This window comes from Aromatoleum tolulyticum (genome assembly GCF_900156155.1).
GTDB lineage: Bacteria > Pseudomonadota > Gammaproteobacteria > Burkholderiales > Rhodocyclaceae > Aromatoleum > Aromatoleum tolulyticum.
Genome location: NZ_FTMD01000002.1, coordinates 227,001 through 245,621, shown reverse-complemented (window position 1 = coordinate 245,621; position 18,621 = coordinate 227,001). Strand labels below are relative to the sequence as shown.

The 18,621-nt window shown below is 66.7% G+C and carries 22 protein-coding genes; 14 read left to right on the top strand and 8 right to left on the bottom strand.

Annotated features, from left to right (window positions below; all coding sequences use genetic code 11):
- The first annotated feature begins 163 nt into the window (after positions 1–163).
- The 4 genes from BW991_RS03770 (at position 164) to BW991_RS03755 (ending at position 3,250) form a co-directional block, all read left to right on the top strand.
- Positions 164–1,174: a phosphotransferase family protein gene (locus BW991_RS03770; protein WP_076600750.1), complete on the top strand. Its 1,011-nt coding sequence runs from the start codon at positions 164–166 to the stop codon at positions 1,172–1,174.
- The gene (locus BW991_RS03765; protein WP_076600749.1) at positions 1,174–1,578 is read left to right on the top strand and encodes a DUF6285 domain-containing protein; all 405 of its coding nucleotides are present in this window, start codon (positions 1,174–1,176) and stop codon (positions 1,576–1,578) included. Before BW991_RS03770 ends, BW991_RS03765 begins: the two co-directional genes overlap by 1 nt.
- Complete coding sequence (locus tag BW991_RS03760; RefSeq protein WP_076600748.1) at positions 1,575–2,279, top strand: histidine phosphatase family protein; 705 nt, start codon at positions 1,575–1,577, stop codon at positions 2,277–2,279. Before BW991_RS03765 ends, BW991_RS03760 begins: the two co-directional genes overlap by 4 nt.
- A 95-nt stretch (positions 2,280–2,374) precedes the next feature.
- A complete protein-coding gene (locus BW991_RS03755; protein ID WP_076600747.1) occupies positions 2,375–3,250 on the top strand; it encodes a DMT family transporter in 876 nt (291 codons plus the stop codon).
- Between the two features lie 60 nt (positions 3,251–3,310).
- Here the strand turns inward: BW991_RS03755 and BW991_RS03750 are convergent, their stop codons facing one another.
- Positions 3,311–3,859, bottom strand: coding sequence for a gamma carbonic anhydrase family protein (locus tag BW991_RS03750; protein WP_076600746.1), 549 nt, complete (start codon positions 3,857–3,859; stop codon positions 3,311–3,313).
- Positions 3,860–3,956: 97 nt separating this feature from the next.
- On the opposite strand from BW991_RS03750, the gene BW991_RS03745 reads away from it, so the two are divergent.
- From BW991_RS03745 to BW991_RS03730, 4 genes are read left to right on the top strand one after another with little or no spacing between them, the layout of a single operon-like run.
- Positions 3,957–4,802: a 23S rRNA (adenine(2030)-N(6))-methyltransferase RlmJ gene (locus BW991_RS03745; RefSeq protein ID WP_076600745.1), complete on the top strand. Its 846-nt coding sequence runs from the start codon at positions 3,957–3,959 to the stop codon at positions 4,800–4,802.
- Positions 4,799–5,155 (top strand): nucleotide pyrophosphohydrolase, encoded by a 357-nt coding sequence (locus BW991_RS03740; protein ID WP_076600744.1) that lies wholly within the window; start codon positions 4,799–4,801, stop codon positions 5,153–5,155. The genes BW991_RS03745 and BW991_RS03740 overlap by 4 nt, the downstream gene beginning before the upstream one ends.
- A 60-nt stretch (positions 5,156–5,215) precedes the next feature.
- Positions 5,216–6,799, top strand: a complete 1,584-nt coding sequence (locus BW991_RS03735) for an inorganic phosphate transporter (protein ID WP_076600743.1) — start codon at positions 5,216–5,218, stop codon at positions 6,797–6,799.
- A gap of 31 nt (positions 6,800–6,830) precedes the next feature.
- The gene (locus BW991_RS03730) at positions 6,831–7,160 is read left to right on the top strand and encodes a DUF3301 domain-containing protein (RefSeq protein ID WP_076600742.1); all 330 of its coding nucleotides are present in this window, start codon (positions 6,831–6,833) and stop codon (positions 7,158–7,160) included.
- Between the two features lie 10 nt (positions 7,161–7,170).
- Here BW991_RS03730 and folE read toward each other — a convergent pair whose 3' ends face one another.
- The gene (folE, locus tag BW991_RS03725) at positions 7,171–7,812 is read right to left on the bottom strand and encodes a GTP cyclohydrolase I FolE (protein WP_076600741.1); all 642 of its coding nucleotides are present in this window, start codon (positions 7,810–7,812) and stop codon (positions 7,171–7,173) included.
- A gap of 474 nt (positions 7,813–8,286) precedes the next feature.
- On the opposite strand from folE, the gene BW991_RS03720 reads away from it, so the two are divergent.
- Positions 8,287–8,790, top strand: a complete 504-nt coding sequence (locus BW991_RS03720) for an HAD domain-containing protein (RefSeq protein ID WP_076600740.1) — start codon at positions 8,287–8,289, stop codon at positions 8,788–8,790.
- Positions 8,791–8,799: 9 nt separating this feature from the next.
- Here the strand turns inward: BW991_RS03720 and BW991_RS03715 are convergent, their stop codons facing one another.
- Entirely contained in the window at positions 8,800–9,792 is a 993-nt protein-coding gene (locus BW991_RS03715) for a serine/threonine protein kinase (RefSeq protein ID WP_170879039.1), read from the bottom strand.
- Positions 9,793–9,930: 138 nt separating this feature from the next.
- Here BW991_RS03715 and BW991_RS03710 point away from each other — a divergent pair, with 138 nt between their 5' ends.
- From BW991_RS03710 to paeA, 4 genes are all read left to right on the top strand, one after another.
- A complete protein-coding gene (locus BW991_RS03710; RefSeq protein ID WP_076600738.1) occupies positions 9,931–10,710 on the top strand; it encodes a hypothetical protein in 780 nt (259 codons plus the stop codon).
- Positions 10,711–10,764: 54 nt separating this feature from the next.
- The gene (locus BW991_RS03705; RefSeq protein ID WP_076600737.1) at positions 10,765–11,310 is read left to right on the top strand and encodes a YaeQ family protein; all 546 of its coding nucleotides are present in this window, start codon (positions 10,765–10,767) and stop codon (positions 11,308–11,310) included.
- Between the two features lie 265 nt (positions 11,311–11,575).
- Positions 11,576–12,505, top strand: coding sequence for a hypothetical protein (locus BW991_RS03700; protein ID WP_084204944.1), 930 nt, complete (start codon positions 11,576–11,578; stop codon positions 12,503–12,505).
- A gap of 86 nt (positions 12,506–12,591) precedes the next feature.
- Positions 12,592–13,887, top strand: coding sequence for a polyamine export protein PaeA (gene paeA / locus BW991_RS03695; protein ID WP_244551600.1), 1,296 nt, complete (start codon positions 12,592–12,594; stop codon positions 13,885–13,887).
- Positions 13,888–13,902: 15 nt separating this feature from the next.
- On the opposite strand, the gene amaB is transcribed toward paeA, so the two are convergent.
- The 4 genes from amaB to BW991_RS03675 all read right to left on the bottom strand — a co-directional run bounded on the left by amaB (position 13,903) and on the right by BW991_RS03675 (position 17,322).
- On the bottom strand, positions 13,903–15,423 hold the full coding sequence (gene amaB, locus BW991_RS03690) for an L-piperidine-6-carboxylate dehydrogenase (protein ID WP_076600734.1): 1,521 nt from the start codon (positions 15,421–15,423) through the stop codon (positions 13,903–13,905).
- A gap of 77 nt (positions 15,424–15,500) precedes the next feature.
- The gene (locus BW991_RS03685) at positions 15,501–15,779 is read right to left on the bottom strand and encodes a hypothetical protein (RefSeq protein ID WP_076600733.1); all 279 of its coding nucleotides are present in this window, start codon (positions 15,777–15,779) and stop codon (positions 15,501–15,503) included.
- A gap of 92 nt (positions 15,780–15,871) precedes the next feature.
- Positions 15,872–16,696, bottom strand: coding sequence for a class I SAM-dependent methyltransferase (locus BW991_RS03680; protein ID WP_076600993.1), 825 nt, complete (start codon positions 16,694–16,696; stop codon positions 15,872–15,874).
- A 65-nt stretch (positions 16,697–16,761) separates the two neighbouring features.
- A complete protein-coding gene (locus tag BW991_RS03675; RefSeq protein ID WP_076600732.1) occupies positions 16,762–17,322 on the bottom strand; it encodes a DUF1415 domain-containing protein in 561 nt (186 codons plus the stop codon).
- A gap of 88 nt (positions 17,323–17,410) precedes the next feature.
- Here BW991_RS03675 and ylqF point away from each other — a divergent pair, with 88 nt between their 5' ends.
- Positions 17,411–18,319 carry a ribosome biogenesis GTPase YlqF gene (gene ylqF / locus BW991_RS03670; RefSeq protein ID WP_076600731.1) on the top strand — a complete coding sequence of 303 codons (909 nt, stop codon included), beginning with the start codon at positions 17,411–17,413 and terminating at the stop codon, positions 18,317–18,319.
- On the opposite strand, the gene BW991_RS03665 is transcribed toward ylqF, so the two are convergent.
- Complete coding sequence (locus BW991_RS03665) at positions 18,285–18,494, bottom strand: dodecin (protein ID WP_076600730.1); 210 nt, start codon at positions 18,492–18,494, stop codon at positions 18,285–18,287. The genes ylqF and BW991_RS03665 overlap by 35 nt on opposite strands.
- Positions 18,495–18,621: the final 127 nt, after the last annotated feature.

The following is an 18,621-nucleotide window of genomic DNA, read 5'->3' as shown; positions in this document are numbered from 1 at the left end:
ACGGTGGCGCAGATCTTCGCCGACATGCGCGCGTTCCGCATCTACGATGGTCCTTCGGAGGTGCACCGCTGGAGCATCGCCAAGCGCGTCATCAAGGGCATCACGCGCGAAGTGTGACGCGCCGGGCGAAGGCATTTCCGAACCACGGACGAGTGTGCACAACATGAACGAACAGATGCGCAGCGCGCTGGAAGAATTCATTCGACGGGAGGCCGGAGCCGACCGCGTATCGATCAAGGAAGCGAAGCTCCTCTCGGGGGGCTCGATCCAGGAAAACTGGTTCATCCAGGCCGAGGTCGCGGGCGGCGCCTTCGCCCCCGAACTGAAGCTCGTCGTGCGCACCGACGCGCCGTCGGGAGTATCCGGCAGCCACTGCCGCGCCGAGGAGTTCGCGCTCCTCAGGGCGGCCCACGCCGCCGGCGTGACGGTGCCGGAGCCGCTGTGGCTGTGCCGCGACGCGAGCCTCATCGGCAAGCAGTTCTTCGTCATGCGCTTCGTCGGCGGCATTGCGGCCTCCCACGTGGTCGTGCGCGACGCGAAGCTCGGCGGTGACCGCCGTGTGCTGCTCGAACGCCTCGGCGCCGAACTCGGGCGCATCCATTCGATCCGTCCGCCGCGCGACGATCTCGCGTTCCTGCCGTCCCCGGGTTCGTCGCCCGCGCTGCAGCATGTCGCACGGATGCGCCGCTTCCTCGACGCCCATCGCACCGCCCACCCCGCGCTGGAGTGGGGCCTGCGCTGGCTCGAGATCAACGCGCCGGAGCGTGGCGAGCTCGTCCTGTGCCATCGCGATTTCCGCACCGGCAACTACATGGTGGACGAGAACGGACTCACCGCCATCCTCGACTGGGAGTTCTCCGGCTGGGGCGATCCGCTCGAGGATGTCGGCTGGTTCTGCGCCAAGTGCTGGCGTTTCGGCGGCAAGGGCGAGGCGGGCGGGGTCGGCGCGCGCGAGGACTTCTACCGCGGCTATGCATCCGTCACCGGGCGCCGCCTTGAAGACGAGGACATCCACTACTGGGAAGTGATGGCGCACCTGAACTGGGCCGTGATCGCCGTGCAGCAGGCCGAACGCCACCTCTCCGGCGAGGAGACCTCGCTGATGCTCGCGCTGACCGGCCACATCGTGCCGGAACTCGAATACGAAATCCTGATGATGACGGAGGCCCGCTGATGCGCGACGAACCGATCGGCGAACAATTGCTCGAGACCGCGCGGAACGTGTTGCGGGAGGAGATCCTGCCGGCGCTGCCGCCCGAGCGGAAGCACGCCGCGCTGATGATCGCCAACGCCATGATCATCGCGATGCGCCAACTGAAGAACGGCGAGGACGGCGAGCGCAGGGAACTCCGGTCCCTGCAATCCTTGCTGGGCCATGCCGGGCGCGACGAGCCCGCGGGCGGCGCCGAACTGCGCCGGCAACTCACCGACCTCGACCGCGAGTTCGCGCACGCGATCCGTTCCGGGCGTGGCGACGCAGGCGTCTGGCGCGATGCGGCGCGGCAGCATCTGCTGGAAACCATCCGCGCCAAGGTCATGGAAAGCAACCCCAAGTATCTCGGGGAGCCGGGCCGATGAGCCGCCTGGCGGGCACGGAGCGTCGCCGACGCGTCTATCTGATGCGCCACGGCGAGGTGCAATACTTCGATGCTGCCGGACGCCCCATCGACCCGCGCCACGTCACCCTCACCGAGCACGGGTGCGAGCAGGCTCGCGCGGCGGGCGCGCTGCTGCGGGACATTCCATTCGACGATGCGTTGATTTCCGGCATGGCGCGCACCGCGCACACGGCGAGCCTGGTGCTGGACGGGCGGCCCCTGCCGGTGCGCGAGGAGCCGCGCCTGAAGGAAATCCGCGCCGGGCGCCTCGCGGAGGTCCCGCCGGAGCGGCGCGACGAGATCATCACCCGCGCCTACGAGCGGGCCCCCGAGCCGGGCGCGAGCTTCATGGGCGGAGAATCCTGGGCGGACTTCCAGCGCCGCGTGCTCGAAGTCTGGCTCGAACTCGTGTTGTCGGACGGCTGGGCCAATCTGCTGGTGGTCGCCCACGACGCGGTCAATCGCGTCATCCTGAGCCATGTCGTCGGAGCGTCGCTGCACGGCCTGAAAGCCTTCGAGCAGGAGCCCGCCTGTATCAACATCATCGACATCGATGTCTCTGCCGGACAGGTCGAGCGTGCGTTCATCCGCGCTGCAAACCTGACGGCCTACAACCTTGCCGCACATGCCAACCATCACACCGTGATGGAACGCATCTCGGCGCAGTTCAAGCCGCACTGACGCACGAACCACCCGGAAACATCCGCGCATAGCCGAACTTCATTGACCGCAATCCGCGGCTTCGGCAAGCTTCGCGGTTTTTGCGGAGAGGGCGAATGCAGAACGAGCGCTTCGTCGGCGCGGCTTACGTCGCAGTATCGGCATCGGCGTTCGGTGCGATGGCGATCTTTGCCCGTTTTGCGCGTGACAGCGGTGCGGACGTCGTGACGGTCCTGTTCCTGCGTTTCGTGATTTCCGCCGTACTCATGTCGGCCGTGATGCTTGCGACCCGGCGCCGCTGGCCTTCCGCGCGGAATGCGGCGATTCTCGCCGCGATGGGTGGAATCGGGTACGTCGCCCAGTCCTACGCGTTCTTCGAGGCGCTGAATTTCGCCTCGGCAGGCCTGGTGGCGCTGCTGCTGTATCTCTACCCGGTCCTCGTGACGCTCCTCGGCGCGGTGTTCCTGCGCCAGCGGCTCACGACGGGGCGGGTGCTCGCCGTGCTGACCGCACTGGCGGGAACGGCGCTGACGATCGGCGGCGAGCTCAGCGGGCGTCCGCTGGGGGTCATACTCGGCGTGAGCGCGGCCCTGATCTATTCCGTCTACATCCTCGTCGGCAACCGCGTGATGAGCCAGGAGGCGCCGCTGGCGAGTGCAACGGTGGTGATGATGGCCGCGGCCGTGGTGTTCGGCGGGCTGGTCGGGGTTTCCGGTGCCGCGTGGCCGCTGGGGGCGACGGGTTGGGTCGCCGTGCTGCTGATCGCCGTCGTGTCCACCGTCATTGCGATGGTCAGCTTCTTTATCGGACTGCAGAAACTGGGGGCGGCCGATGCCGCATGCCTGTCGACGCTCGAACCGGTCGTCACCTTCGTGCTCGCGGCGATCTTCCTCGGCGAGGCGATCGATCTCAACCAGGTGCTCGGCGGGGCGGTGATCCTCGGTGCGGTGATCTGGCTTGCGCGGCACCCGCCGGCGGCGGCATCCAGCTAAGCGCACGGGGAACGCGGATGACGTTCCCCGTGCGCATCGCAGGAATCCGCTGCCGCCCGCTCAGTCGCGGCGCTTGGGCAGATCGGGCGTGATGTGGCGCAGGTCGGCCGCATACATGCGCGAGTTCTGCACATAGTTCAGGGCATTCTGGCGCAGGTCGGCGATGTCCTCTTCGGTGAGTTCGCGGATGATGCGCCCCGGCGAGCCGACGACTAGGGAGCGGTCGGGGATGACCTTGCCTTCCGGAATCAGCGCGTTGGCGCCGATGATGCAGTTCTTGCCGATCACTGCGTGGTTGAGGACGACCGCGTTGATGCCGATGAGCGTATCGTCGCCGACCGTGCAGCCGTGCAGCATGACCATGTGCCCGACGGTGACGCCGGAGCCGATCTTCAGCGGCACGCCGTCGTCGGTGTGCAGGACCGAGCCGTCCTGGATGTTGGTGTTGTCGCCGATCGTGATCGGATCGTTGTCGCCGCGGATCACGACGTTGTACCAGACACTCACGTTGGATCCGGCGTCCACACGCCCGATCACCGTAGCATTGTCCGCAACCCAGCACCCTTCGCCGAAGCTCGGGGTATGTTCGCCCAGAGCGTAAATCGCCATATTTCCTGTCTCCGTTGGGCCGGCGGTGCGTGCCGGCAGCCCGCAATCATAGCAGGCAGTGTTAGCATTCGGCGCCTGACCCCGATCCGCATCCTCCATGCTCAGTTACCGCCACGCCTTCCATGCCGGCAACCACGCCGACGTCCTCAAGCACTTCGTGCTGATCGAGCTCCTGCGCTATTTCAACCGCAAGGACAAGCCGTGGTGGTATATCGACACGCATGCCGGTGCGGGTTGCTATGCGCTCGACAGCGAGCAGGCAGGCAAAACCGCCGAATTCGCGGGCGGGATCGGACGCCTGTGGGGGCGCGACGACCTTCCCGAGGCGCTGCGCGCCTACATCGACGCGGTCGCGCAGTTCAATCCGCACGGGCGGCTGACCTTCTACCCGGGCTCGCCTGCGCTGGCGATGACGCAGCTGCGCGAACAGGACCGCATGCGCCTGTTCGAGCTGCATCCGGCCGACGTCTCGCTGCTCGAACAGACCTTCGCGCGGGATACGGACCGTGTGCTGATCCGCAAGGCCGACGGGTTTGCCGGATTGCGCGGACTCCTGCCGCCGGCCGCGCGGCGTGCGGTGGTGCTCATCGACCCGCCGTACGAGGTGAAGGAGGATTACCGGCGCGTGGTCGATACCGTCGCGGACGCGATGAAGCGCTTTCCGGCCGGCACGTACGCCGTGTGGTATCCGATGCTTGCGCGCCCCGAAGCGCGGCAGCTGCCGGAGCGTCTCGCCGACCTCGGCGCGGAAAGCTGGCTCGACGTGCGGCTCGCGCTGCGCAAACCGGCGCGCGACGGCTTCGGGATGTTCGGCAGCGGCCTCTACATCGTCAATCCGCCGTGGGTGCTGCCGCAGACCCTCGAAGCGGTGATGCCGTGGCTGGTGCGGGCGCTCGGTGAAGACGAGGATGCGGGGTTCGACCTGGAGCATCACATCGAATGAGCGGGCAGGACAGCCTCGAGGCGCTGCGCGACGCGCTGCGTGCATTTGCCGCGGAACGCGACTGGGAGCGCTTCCACACGCCGAAGAACCTCGCAATGGCCCTGGCCGGCGAGGCCGGAGAGGTAATCGAGCATTTCCAGTGGCTGAGCGGCGAGGAGTCGGCCGCCCTGCCTGAGCCTGCGCGCGCGGAAGTGGCGCTGGAGCTGGCCGACGTGCTGCTCTACCTCGTGCGCCTCGCCGATGTTCTCGGTGTCGATCTGGCAGACGCCGCGCGGACGAAGATGCGCATCAACGCCGAGCGCTATCCGGTCGACAAGGCGCGCGGACGGTCGGACAAATACGATCGCCTCTGAGGCGCCGCCGGATTCTGCGAAAATGAACAATTCCGCGTTCGCACAGTGATCGGCTGAAAGTTGGAACTCAAGCATATCGACGAAATCGACAAGGCCACGCGCCAGGGGCACGGCGAACTGCTGCGCCTCGGGGCGACCATGTTCTTCGTCGTGGGCGTGATGCTGTATGCGGCGTTGAAGGGCAGTTCCGAAGGCGGGGTGCTCGTGGTGGTCGGCGCCGTGCTCGGTGCGTACATGGCGATGAACATCGGCGCCAACGACGTTGCGAACAACGTCGGGCCTGCCGTGGGCGCGCAGGCGCTGACGCTTGGCGGCGCGCTCGCTCTCGCGGTGGTGTTCGAGGCTGCGGGTGCCCTGATCGCCGGGGGCGACGTGATCCGGACGATACGCAGCGGCATCATCGATCCCGCGAATATCGGCGACGCCTGGACCATGGTGTGGGTCATGATGGCCGCACTCCTTGCCGGCGGCCTGTGGATCAACGTCGCGACGGCTTTCGGCATGCCGGTGTCCACGACGCATTCGATCGTCGGCGCGGTGCTGGGGGCCGGTGTCTCCGCGTTGGGCCCGGAAGTCGTGAACTGGAAGGTCGTCGGCGCGATTGCCGCGAGCTGGGTGATCTCGCCGGTGCTGGCCGGGCTGTTCGCGGCGCTGTTTCTTTACCTGATCAAGCGCCTCATCACCTATCAGATCGACATGGTCGCCGCGGCGCGGCGCACGCTGCCCGGGCTCGTGGCGTTCATGGCGTGGTCATTCTGGACCTTTCTGCTGATGCAGGGCTTCGGGCGCTTGTGGGCGGCCGATTTCACCGTGGCGGCAGGCAGCGGCATCGTCGCCGCGGCGGCAGCGTACCTGTACGTGCGGCGTGCCCTGTCGAACCCGGACTACATCATCGCGAATACCAAGTCGGGCGTGAACCGCCTGTTCAACCCGCCGCTGATCTTCGCCGCCGCGCTGCTGTGCTTCGCGCACGGCTCGAACGACGTGGCGAACGCGGTGGGGCCGCTCGCGTCGATCGTCGATTCGCTCGCGCACCTCGACGGGCCCGTCGCGCGTGTGACGCCGGTACCGTTCTGGGTGTTGCTGACCGGCGCTCTCGGCCTGGTGGTCGGACTTGCGCTGTTCGGTCCGCGGGTGATCCGCACGCTGGGCGAGGAGATCACGGAACTGGATCAGATGCGTGCGTTCAGCGTGGCCCTGTCGGCGACCGTGACGGTGATCACGGCCAGCGTGCTGGGCCTGCCGGTCAGTTCGACGCACATCGCGGTCGGCGCGGTGATCGGCGTCGGCTTCCTGCGCGAGTATCTCAAAGGCAACTATGCGCGCATGGTCGCGGAGATGAAGGCGCACCACCCGGCGGGCGATCAGGCGGCGATCGATCAGTTTCTCGGCCGGTTCGAGCGTGCCGGCGTGCCGGAGAAGAAGGCGATGCTCGGCGACCTGAAGGCGCGATCGAAACAGAAGACGGATCCGGCGAATTTCTCGAAGCGGGAGCGCAGGGTATTGCGCGAGGTCTATCGGAAGGAACTGGTCACGCGCACGCAGCTACAGCGCATCTTTGCGGCGTGGCTGCTGACGGTGCCGTTGTCGGCACTGCTCGGCGGTTTGTTTTTCTTCGTGATGCGCGGCATGGAGCTCGACTGATGGTGCATCCGGTTTTGCGGACTCTCCGACAATGACATTTTCCGAGTTGCTGGCCCTGATGCTGTTGTGCCTGTGCGGCTGGTTCTGGCTGGACAGCGCCAGGACGCGCGAAATAGGCGTACAGGCGGCGAGGGCGGCGTGCCGTCGTGAAGGCGTGCAGTTCCTCGACGAAACCGTCTCGAGCCGCTCGCTCCGGTTCGTCCGCGACGAGGACGGGCGGCTGTGTCCGCAGCGCGTCTATGAGTTCGAATACTCGGTTTCGGGCAACGACCGCGTGCGCGGTTCGGTGACGCTGCGCAGCAAGGAGGTCGTGATGCTCGAGATCGGCACGCAGGGGGTGCCGACCTTCACCCTTCACTGAACGCGGGAAGTCAGCGCGCGCCGCGCCCTGCGACCGCGTGCAGGAACTCGCTGCGCAAGTGTTCGCGCGTCTCGAATTCGCCGGCGAAGGCCTGCGTCACGACGCGCTCGTCGCCGCGCCGGTCCTCACCCAGCAGCAGGCACAGCTGCTCCGCCTCGATGATGCATGCCGCACCCCGCGCATGGCCGTGCTGCAGCAGGGCATCGGCGATGTCGCGCGTCATCCACTCCTGGTAGGTGAAGCGGTGCCCGATGGCGTCGACCAGGCGGGCAATGCGCCCGAAGCCGTGCAGGCGCCCGCCGGGGAGGTAGGCGACGTGGGCGACGCCGCGGAAGGGTACGAGATGGTGCGGACACACGCCATGCACGGCGATGCCGCGAATCACGACCATGTCCGAGCGCTCGTCGGGAAAGCCGTCGCCGAGCGCTTCGGCGGGGTCGAGCTCGTATCCGCCGAGCAGGCGCCGCTGCCACAGTTCGCGCACGCGCGTCGCGGTGCGGCCCATGTGGGTCGTGTCGGGGGCTATGCCGCAGGCGGCCACGAGGTCGTTGACCGCACGTTCGAACGCTACGGGGTCGAAAGGTCCGCTGCGCGGTATGCCGATGCCGGTGCAGGGAGCGTGGGGCGGGTGTTGTTCGTCGAAGTGGCTCATCGCGGTCTCTCCCGGTCCCGGGGGCTGCAGATTCCGGGGCAGGATGTGTTTGCAGGATCGCAGAATAGCACCTTGCCGACCTCGTGCTGCGTCCGGCGCGGCAGGGGCCGGCACTGGTGGAAGCAAGGAGCGGGCTTCGGCACGCCGGGTCGACGTCGGGCCGGTTTGGTGCGCGCGATCGTCCGGAGACAGGCAGGAGGGCAATGCTGCAGAGCAGCAAATACATTTGATCGGGCTATGTCTTTGGAAATATCGCAATGCAGCGTGACGCTATAGACTGCGCGAGCTTGCTCGAACTTGCGGGAATTGGCGCAATGCAGCATGCTGTGAGTGCGGCAATCACATACTACCCGACGCCCCAAGCACTTCGAGGGGCGAGCGCGGGGCTTCGACAAGCCCGGCACGAACGGTGTCGTTGCCGGAGCGATAACCTCACCAGGGCGCATTTGCGCCGTCACCCTCGGCAAGCATGCAATGACACAACCAAGCTACATCTTCATGGATTTCGATGGCGTCACCCATCCCTGGGGCGAGGTCGAGGACTTCCGCTGCCTGCCGCTGATCGAAGCGGTGGTGAGGGACTACGAGGAGGCGCACATCGTCATCACCGCCGACAGCCGGACGCATTTCACGCTGGCGGAACTCGTCGACCGCTTCGCTGCGGACATCCGTCCGCGCGTGAGCGGGGTGACCCCGCACCTCGTTCCGCGCAATGGCGCCGAGCTGCATGGCTTGCGCGAGCACGAGGCGATGTTGTGGCTCGCGCAGCATGTGCCGGACACGTCTGCGGTGTTCTGGTGTGCGCTGGACGACGCGCCGGGCAACTGGCTGACCCGCTCGCGCCTCGTCCTGACGGATTTCAAACGCGGCTTCGGTGACGAGGACGCGGCGGCATTGCGGCGCATGCTCGACAGCTTCCGCTCCGGCACCGCACAGCCGCCGAAGTCGCGCGAGCCCTCCTTCCTGCGGCGCGCCTGACGGGCACCGTCAAAGCGACCAGAGCGGCGGTTCGTCCATCGCGGCGACCTGTTCGCGCAGCTCCAGCACGCGGTCCTGCCAATAGCGCTGCGTGTTGAACCACGGGAACGCGCGCGGGAAGGCCGGATCGTTCCAGCGCCGGGCAATCCACGCCGAGTAGTGGATCAGGCGCAGCGTGCGCAGTGCCTCCACCAGATGCAGTTCGCGCGGTGAAAACTCGTGGAAATCCTCGTAGCCGGCCAGCACGTCGCCGAGCTGGCGGCTCATCTCTTCGCGCGAACCGGACAGCAGCATCCACAGATCCTGGACCGCGGGTCCCATGCGGCTGTCGTCGAAATCGACGAACTGCGGCCCCGGGGCTGCGGCGGATTCGCTCCACAGCACGTTGCCGGCGTGGCAGTCGCCGTGCAGCCGGATGTGCGTGACGGTACCGGCGTGCTCGAAGCAGCGCCGCACCCCGTCGAGCGCCTGGTCCACAGTGCTCGTCCATGCAGCAAGCAGGTCGGCGGGGATGAAGTCGTGGTCGAGGAGGTAGCGCCTCGGTTCGACGCCGAAGGTCGCGATATCCAGCGTCGGCCTTTCCCGGTAGGGCTGCAGGGCGCCGACCGCGTGGATGCGGCCGATGAAGCGCCCCATCCATTCGAGCGTCGCCGGATCGCACAACTCCGGAGCGCGCCCGCCGGCACGCGGGAAGACCGCGAAGCGCTGGTCGGCGAAATGGTGCAGCGTGGCGCCTGCGATCGCGAGCGGAGCGACGACGGGAATCTCGCGCGCAGCGAGTTCGGTGACGAAGGCGTGTTCTTCGGCGATGGCTTCGTCGCTCCAGCGTGCGGCGCGATAGAACTTCACGATCAGCGGCAGGGCGTCCTCCATGCCGACCTGGTAGACGCGGTTCTCGTAGCTGTTCAGGGCCAGCATGCGACCGTCGGGGCGCAGTCCGACGCTCTCGAGTGCGTCGAGAAGGAGATCGGGGGTCAGGGATTCGAAGGGCAGGTCGGACATGGTCGTCGGCGTTGGGGTGGGTGGGCGCATTCTGTCAGGAATGACGCAATGCACAAGACCGGCCGTCGCCGCGTCGGGCGATATTTGCGGTCCGGTCGCGCGGGGCTCAGAATACGCCCCTTTTGCCGGACCGCAGACATGACGCAAGACGTATCCGCCGAACCGATCCCGGTCGACTCGCTCGCCGCCCTGGCTGCGGTCGACGTGCAGAAGCTCGCCGCGCGCATGGCGCAGGACAGCTTCGCGCAGGTGTTCCGCCTGACGCTGGACGAGGACGATGCCGGCCGTGCGCGCGGGGTCGAGACGCTCGCCGCGGCGCTGGGGAACTGGAGCCGGGCGGCGGGCGACGACGACGCGCGGGCACTGCGCCTGGCGATGCTCGTTGCGGGGCTGGATCAATGGGGGCTCGCGTACAGCCAGGCGTTCGGACTGGTCGCGATTCCTGGCCTGTCGGAACTCCTCGGCGCACTGCGCACCGCGCTGGGGCCCGAGCAGGAAGCCCGGTTCCAGCGCCAGTTCGCCGCGATCGCCGAAGGCGAAGGCAACGCGATCGATTTCAAGATCGACCTCAGGCGCGGCATCCATCTCGCCCTGTGGCACGCGATGATCGCAAGCGACGAACGCGAGCAGGCGACGGCGATCCTGACCCGGCTTGGCGGGATGATGTTCGCACTGACCGAGCTGATGCCCGTGCTCGGCTGGCGCCTGGTGGCCGATGCGGTCGCGCATATCCAGATCCAGTGCCTGGCCGAAGGGCTGGCCGCCGACGGACTCTCGCGCGAGATGAACGAGGCGCTGTTCGGTGCCCTGTCGAAGGAGCTGCCTGCGCAGTTCCGCGACCGCGTGATGGCGCACGCAACGCAGGCGGTACTCGCGTGGCAGCAGGCGCGCCGCGCCGCCGGAAACTCGACGCACTGAAGCGCAGCACAACCAATCAACAGCGGCCCGAGGCCGCAGCGGGAATCGAACGACATGGCCCTCAAGGCAACCATCTTCAAGGCCGAGCTAGTGGTCGCCGACATGGACCGCAACTACTACGGCGACCACAACCTGACGATCGCGCGCCATCCATCCGAGACCGACGAACGGATGATGGTGCGCATTCTCGCATTCGCGCTGTACGCCGATCCCGCGCTCGCTTTCGCCAAGGGACTGTGCGTCGACGATGAACCGGACCTGTGGCAGAAGGACCTGACCGGCCTCGTCGAGCGCTGGATCGACGTCGGCCAGCCGGACGAGAAGTGGATCCGCAAGGCCTGCGGCCGCGCACGCGAAGTCGTCGTCATGAGCTACGGGCGAGCGGCGGACGTTTGGTGGAACGGCATCCGTGACAAACTCACACGGCTGACGAACCTCACCGTACTGAACCTGCCCGGGGACGTTGCGCCCGCGCTCGCTGCGCTGACTGCGCGCACTATGCGTCTGCAATGTACGATTCAGGACGGACAGTTGTGGATCACGGACGGGAGCGAGACGGTGTCCGTCGAGCCGGAACGCCTGATGGGGCCGCGCGGCTGATCGCGCCCCGGCGGGAAACCATGCGGCATTCGTGACGGGATTCCCGCCGCTCGTCGTTGCAGGTTCGCCTTTTTCGGCCGGACGCCGTAGATTAATCAGGAGATAATCAAAACATCTTCGGTCGCGGTGAGCTTGTCGAAGGGCAATCGCAGGGCTTCGACCGGCTCGGCCCGAACCGTAGTTCGTTGGCGGAGTGACGGACAAGGGTGTCGGATTTCCGATTGCTGCGGGGGGATCGGCTATGAGACGCGGTTTGGCAAGTTGCGTGCTGCTCGGATATCTCGCGAGCGGATGGGCGGCAGGGGCGGGCGAGCAGGGTGCGCCGCAGTCGGCCGGATCGGGATTATCGATCCTCGATCGCAGCCGTTCGATGGTGCATGACTTCACCGAGGGGGTCGCACGGCACGTCGACGGCTGGTTCGGCGACAAGCCGTTCGAGCAGGGCGGGAGCGTGTCGGGGAGAATCGGCTTCAAGTTTCTCACCCGACAGCACGAAAGCCCGGACGCGAGCTTCCGCTTCGGTGCAAAGCTCGACATGCCGAACGTGAAGGAACAGACCTATCTGTTCTTTGGCCAGGAAAACGAGCGTGAACTCGTCATAGACCAGCCCGAACCCTTCACCCGGCGCGAACTGCTGCTCGCCGAGGACCGCAAGCAGGACCAGACTTTTTTCGCCGGAGTCGGCTATGCGCTGCGCGACAACATCGACTTCCGCGCAGGCCTGCGCAGCGGCATCAAGCCCTATGCCCAGGCGCGCTACAAGAAGGGCTGGGCGCTGGGCGAGCGCAACCACTTCGACTTCCGCGAGACGCTCTTCTGGAACCGCAAGGACGGTGTCGGTTCGACGACCGCGCTGAGCTTCGGTCACGGCTTCACGCGGTCCCTGGCGTTTCGCTGGCAGCTTGCCGGAACGATCTCGGACGAGACCGACGGCTTGGCATGGTCGAACAGTATGGGTATCTTCAAGAGCTTAGGCGATCAGCGCATCGTGTCGCTGGAGGCCCTCATCGGCGGAGCGACCGCGGGTTCGGACAACGTGTCCGAAACCGGCATACGTGCGGTCTGGAAGCAGCCGGTGTATCGGGACTGGACGCTCGTCGAGGTTAGCCTGGGACACTTCTGGCCGCAGGGCGATGCGAAGGACGAGAACCGGCGCGGCTGGGCACTGGGCGTCGGCTTCGAGATCCTCTTCTGACCCGGTAAAGCCCCGCGTCGGCTGCAGGCACGCGGCGGCGCATGGCGGCCGCGGGGGGCTGCTGCGGAGGAGTGCGGAGTTTTATCGTGAGTCTGTCGAATCAGTTGCTGGTCATTGCCGCGCTCATCGCTCTGAGCGCGTTCTTTTCGATATCGGAAATTTCTCTCGCTGCATCGCGCAAGATCAAGCTGCGGCTGATGGCCCAGGGCGGCGACGCGGCCGCGGCGCGGGTGCTCGCGCTGCAGGAGAACCCGGGCCATTTCTTCACCGTGGTGCAGGTCGGGCTGAACGCGATTGCGATCCTGGGCGGCATCGTCGGCGAATCGGCGCTGTCGCCCGCGATTTCGGGCGTGATCGCGCTCGTGTATGACGGACCGATGCTCGGCACGCTGAGCTTCGTGCTGTCCTTCGTCGTCGTGACCTCGCTGTTCATCCTGTTCGCCGACCTGATTCCGCGGCGGCTGGGGATGGTTGCGCCTGAGCGCGTCGCGGTGGCGGTGGTGAAGCCGATCCAGGTGTTCATGATCGCGTTCGCGCCTGCCGTGTGGTTCTTCGACGGGCTCGCGAACCGCCTGTTCGCACTGTTCAAACTGCCCAATGTGCGCACCGAGGACATCACCTCGGCCGATATCGTTGCGATGGCCGAGGCCGGCGCCCTGACCGGCACCCTGTTGAACCAGGAGCGCGAGCTAATCATGAACGTGTTCGAGCTCGATACGCGGACGGTCGGCTCGGCGATGACGAACCGCGAGAACATCGTCTTCTTCACGCTGAACGAATCCGAGGAGAGCATCCGCAAGAAGCTCACCGATCAGCCGCACGGCAAGTTTCCGGTGTGCGAGAACACGATCGACACGGTGGTCGGCTATGTGGACCTGAAGGACATCTTCACGCGCATCCTGTCGGGGCAGAAACTCTCGCTGCGCGCTGACCCGATGGTGCGCAGCGTGCTCGTCATTCCCGACACGCTGACGCTATTCGAAGCGCTGGACCGCTTCCGCGCAGCGCGCGAGGACTTCGCGCTGATCGTCAACGAATACGCCCTGATCGTCGGCCTGCTGAGCCTGCAGGACGTCATGAACACCGTGATGGGCGAACTGGGAAGCACGCAGCAGGAGGAACTCATCGTCAAGCGCGACGCCGATTCGTGGCTGATCGACGGCATCACGCCGATCGAGGACGTGATGCACGCGCTCGAGATCGACGAGTTCGAAGGCAGCGAAAACTACGAGACCCTTGCAGGATTCATGATGTATGCCCTGCGGAAGGTGCCCAAGCGCACCGACGCGGTGAGCTATGGCGGCTACAAGTTCGAGGTGGTCGACATCGACAATTACCGCATCGACCAGTTGCTCGTGACGCGCGAGCCCGCGGCGGGCTAGGGCCGCGCGCCCGGCTCAGGTTTCGTCCAGCCCGAAACGGATTCCCTGCGCGAGAGGCAGCGCGCCCGAATAGTTGATCGTGCAGGTCGCGCGGCGCATGTAGCCCTTCCACGCATCCGAGCCCGACTCGCGTCCGCCGCCGGTGTCCTTTTCGCCGCCGAACGCTCCGCCGATTTCGGCACCCGAGGGGCCGATATTCACGTTGGCGATTCCGCAATCGCTCCCCGCGGCGGACAGGAAGCGCTCGGCTTCGGCCAGATCCTGCGTGAAGATCGACGACGCGAGCCCCTGCGGCACGTCGTTGTGCAGCGCGATCGCCTCGTCGAGGCTGGAGTAGCGCATCGCGTAGAGGATGGGCGCGAAAGTCTCGCGGCGGACGATGTCGTGCTGCGCAGGCATTTCGACCAGCGCCGGGCGCCGGTAGCAGCCGCCTTCGCAGCCGCGCACGGCTACCGTCTCGCCGCCGAACACCTTGCCGCCCGCTGCCTTCGCTTCGGCAAGGGCGGCGTCCATCGCCGCCCCGGCGCCGCTGTCGATGAGCGGGCCGACCAGGGTCGAGGTGTCGAGCGGGCTGCCGACGGGAATGCGGCGCCAGGCTGCGCGCAGTCGTTCGAGCAGCGTGTCGGCGATCGATTCATGCACGAACAGGCGGCGCAGCGTCGTGCAGCGCTGTCCGGCCGTGCCCGCCGCGGCAAAGAGGATGGCGCGCTCGGTGAGTGCGAGATCGGCGCTGGGGCATACGATGGCGGCATTGTTCCCGCCCAGTTCGAGGATGGTGCGCCCCAGGCGCGCTGCGACGCGCGGCGCCAGCGCGCGCCCCATGCCGCAGGAGCCGGTCGCGGAAAAGACCGCGATGCGGCTGTCGTCGGCGAGCAGAGCCGCGTGCTCGCGGCCGCCGGTCACGACTTCGAGCAGGCCCGCCGGGGCTTCGGCCATGCCGCGGCACGCGCGCTCGAACAGGGCCCTGCAGGCGAGCGCGGTGAGGGGCGTGCGTTCGGAGGGCTTCCACACCACGCTGTCGCCGCACACCCACGCCAGCATCGCATTCCATGCCCATACCGCGACAGGAAAGTTGAAGGCCGACACGACGCCGACCACCCCGGCCGGATGCCACTGCTCCATCATGCGGTGGCCCGGGCGCTCGCTGGCGATCGTGAGCCCGTACAGTTGCCGCGACAGGCCGCAGGCGAAGTCGCAGATGTCGATCATCTCCTGCACTTCGCCGAGGCCTTCCTGGCGGATCTTGCCGGTCTCGATCGTGACGAGCGTGCCGAGGTCCGTCTTGTGCTCGCGCAGGAGATTGCCGAAACGCCGCACCAGCTCGCCGCGCCGCGGGGCGGGCACGCTGCGCCAGGCGAGGAAGGCGGCATGCGCGCGTGCGATGGCCGCCTCCGTGGCGGCCTTGTCGGCAGCTCCGACCCGCCCGATCAGGCGACCGTCTATCGGGCTATGGACGGCAAGCCCGCCGTCATCGAAGCGCTCCTGTGCGACGCCGAGCGAACTCAGCAGCGAGGATGTCAGGGATGCGAGTTCCATGATCGGGCTCCGGGGCCTTTATGCCATGTTGACCCAGCCGCATGCGCGAATGTTCTGGGCTGCTCACTGCTCACTGCTCACTGCTCCCCGCGAGTGTAGCGGAACAGAAGCTTGTCGCACTGCGAACACGCGACGACGCGACGATTGTCGTCGCCGTCGTTGAGACCGAATTCCCGCGTGTCGATCGAGCGGCAATGCGCACACACGACCGACTGCAGGTCGTGCGTGGCAAGGTATTGGTCGCGTGCGGGGAGGGCGCGCTGCGTCTCCTGGTGCCGCAGCAGCATGTGCAGCCCTGCGAGGCAGCCGAACAGGAAGAGGGCGGCGACGAGGACGGGGAAGGGGATGTCGGACATGGGCTGCGCCGGTTGATGGAGAACCCGCAGCTTAGGCCTCCGGCGCGTGCCCGTAATTGATCGCGGTGAAGTACGGGCGTGCGCCGGCTCGCTCAATACACGAAGCGTTCGCGCAACTCTTCGAGGTTCAGTTCGCCGAGGATGCTCTCCAGCCGCTCGCGTGCGTTGCCGCGGCGCTGGCCGTTGGCGCGGGCGATGATGAGCTCGTTCTTCATCGAATGCTCCCAGCCGACGAGTTCGGTGACCGTGAGCTGGTAACCGTGCGACTCGAGCAGCAGGCAGCGCAGCACGTTGGTGAGCTGGCTGCCGAATTCGCGCGTGTGGATGGGATGGCGCCAGAGTTCGGACAGCGGGGTGCGACCGAAGGATTCGTTCTTGTGCTTGCGCAGCGTGGCCGCGACTTCGGCCTGGCAGCAGGGCACCAGCACGATGAAGCGCGCGCGCTTTTCCAGCGCGAAACGGATGGCATCGTCGGTGGCGGTATTGCAGGCGTGCAATGCCGTGACGATGTCGATGTGCTCGGGCAGTTCGGGTGAGCGGATCGATTCCTCGACCGAGAGGTTCAGGAAGCTCATGCGCTCGAAACCGAGCCGGGCCGCGAGTTCGCGCGAACGGGCGACGAGCTCCTCGCGGGTTTCGATGCCGTAGATGTGGCCACTGCTTTTGTCACCCTCGCGCGACTTCAGGAACAGGTCGTACAGGATGAAGCCGAGGTAGGACTTGCCGGCGCCATGGTCCGCGAGCGTGAGATCTCCGCGGGCGTTCATGACTTCGTCGAGCAGCGGCTCGATGAAGTTGTAGAGGTGGTACACCTGCTTCAGCTTGCGCCGGCTGTCCTGGTTGAGCTTGCCGTCGCGCGTCAGGATGTGGAGCTCCTTGAGGAGCTCGACCGACTGTCCCGGCCGCACGTCCGGGATCGCGGCCGGCGCCGCGGGAGCCGCGGGCTCGGCCGCAGGCGTCGCAGGTTTGTGGCGCGCGCGGCTCACTTCTTCTCGCCCCCCATGCCGGGGATGCCGAGCGCCTTCCAGCCGTCGAGCCCGAGCTTCGTCATCGTCTCGATGTTGCGCTCGTAGATCGACTCGGCTTCCGGGTAGGCCGCGACCGCGCGCTCGATGCTGTCCTCGCGCAGCAGGTGCAGGGTGGGGAAGGGCGAGCGGTTGGTGAAGTTCGCGATGTCGTCCTCGGCCGTGTCCTCGAACTGGAAGCGCGGGTGGAAGCTGGCCACTTGCAGGATGCCTTCGAGCTCGTGCTCGACGACCGCCTCCTCGGCGATGCCGGCGATCTCGTTGAAGTCGAGGAAATCCGGAAACAGGGTCGGATGGACGAGCAGGGTCGTGTCGACGTCCTGCGGGTCGGCGGCGGCGAGGAATTCGAGCTCGCGGTCGAGATCCTCGAGGAAGGCGTCCACGTGCTTCGCCTCGCTGACGACGATGCGCACCTGGTTCTTCACGTACACCGACTTGGCGAACGGGCACAGGTTGAGCCCGATCACCGCTTTCTCGATCCACTGGCGCGTGGCCGCGATCACTTCGTCACGATTCATGCACTACCCCTCGAAAGGCCGCCATTTTGCCCCAATCGGGGGCCGAACGAGGCGATAATGCGCGCCTTGTCCAATACTTACTGTCCAGATGTCCATCCAGTGGTTTCCCGGTCACATGACCTCGGCGCGCAAGAAGGCGGCCGAGACCATGGCCATGACCGACGTCGTGATCGAGGTGCTCGACGCCCGCATTCCCGAGGCGAGCAGCAACCCGATGATCCGCGAGTTGCGCCTGTTCCGGCAGCGTCCGTGCCTCAAGCTGCTCAACAAGGCCGACCTCGCGGACCCCGTCGCGACCCGCGCCTGGCTGGACTTCTTCAACGCGCAGGCCGGCGTGAAGGCGGTGGCGCTGTCGTGCAAGAAGCCGGGCGATGTCGCGCGCGTGCCGGCCCTGTGCCAGGCGCTCGCACCGCACCGCACCGACGGCACGAAGCCGCTGCGCATCATGATCATGGGCATCCCCAACGTCGGCAAATCGACGCTGATGAACGCGCTGCTCAAACGTCGCGTCGCGGCGGTGGGCGACGAGCCGGCAGTGACCAAGCAGCAGCAGACCTTCGATCTCGGCTCGCACATGACGATCACCGACACGCCGGGCCTGATGTGGCCGAAGATCGACCACGATTCGGACGGCTTCATGCTCGCCGCGAGCCACGCGATCGGGCGCAATGCGGTGATCGACGAGGAGGTTGCCGCGTTCCTCGGCGACGTGCTGGTGGAGCGCTATCCCGATCTCGTCGCGAAGCGTTATGGCATTGCTCCCGAACGCATGGAGGCGCTCGACGGCGTCGGCGTGGTCGAGATCGTCGCAGCGCGGCGCGGCTGCCGCCTCAAGGGCGGTGCGCCTGACCTGGAGAAGGCCGCGCAGATCCTCCTGGTCGACTACCGCAGCGGCGCCCTCGGGCGCATCAGCCTCGAGACGCCGGAAAGCCGCCGCATGATGCTCGAAGCCGGCCGCGGCCTCACACCTCCAGCCGGAACCCCACCTTCAGCTTGACCTGGTAGTGAGCCACCTTGCCGTCGGTGATGTGGCCGCGGATCTCGGTCGCCTCGAACCAGTCGAGATGACGGATCGTCTTGCCGGCGGTCTCGATCGCGTTACGGATCGCGGCGTCGACGCTGTCCGGGGACGAACCGACGATTTCGACGAGTTTGTAGGTGTGGGCGGACATCGCGGTCTCCTTTGTTGTTCGGGATCGAGTTCCCAGTATAGATAGGCGGCTCGGCGCCGCACGGCCGACGGGCCGGTTGCCGTGCGCTATTTCGCTGCGCGGGCATATGCGCAGGAGATCAGTCGCG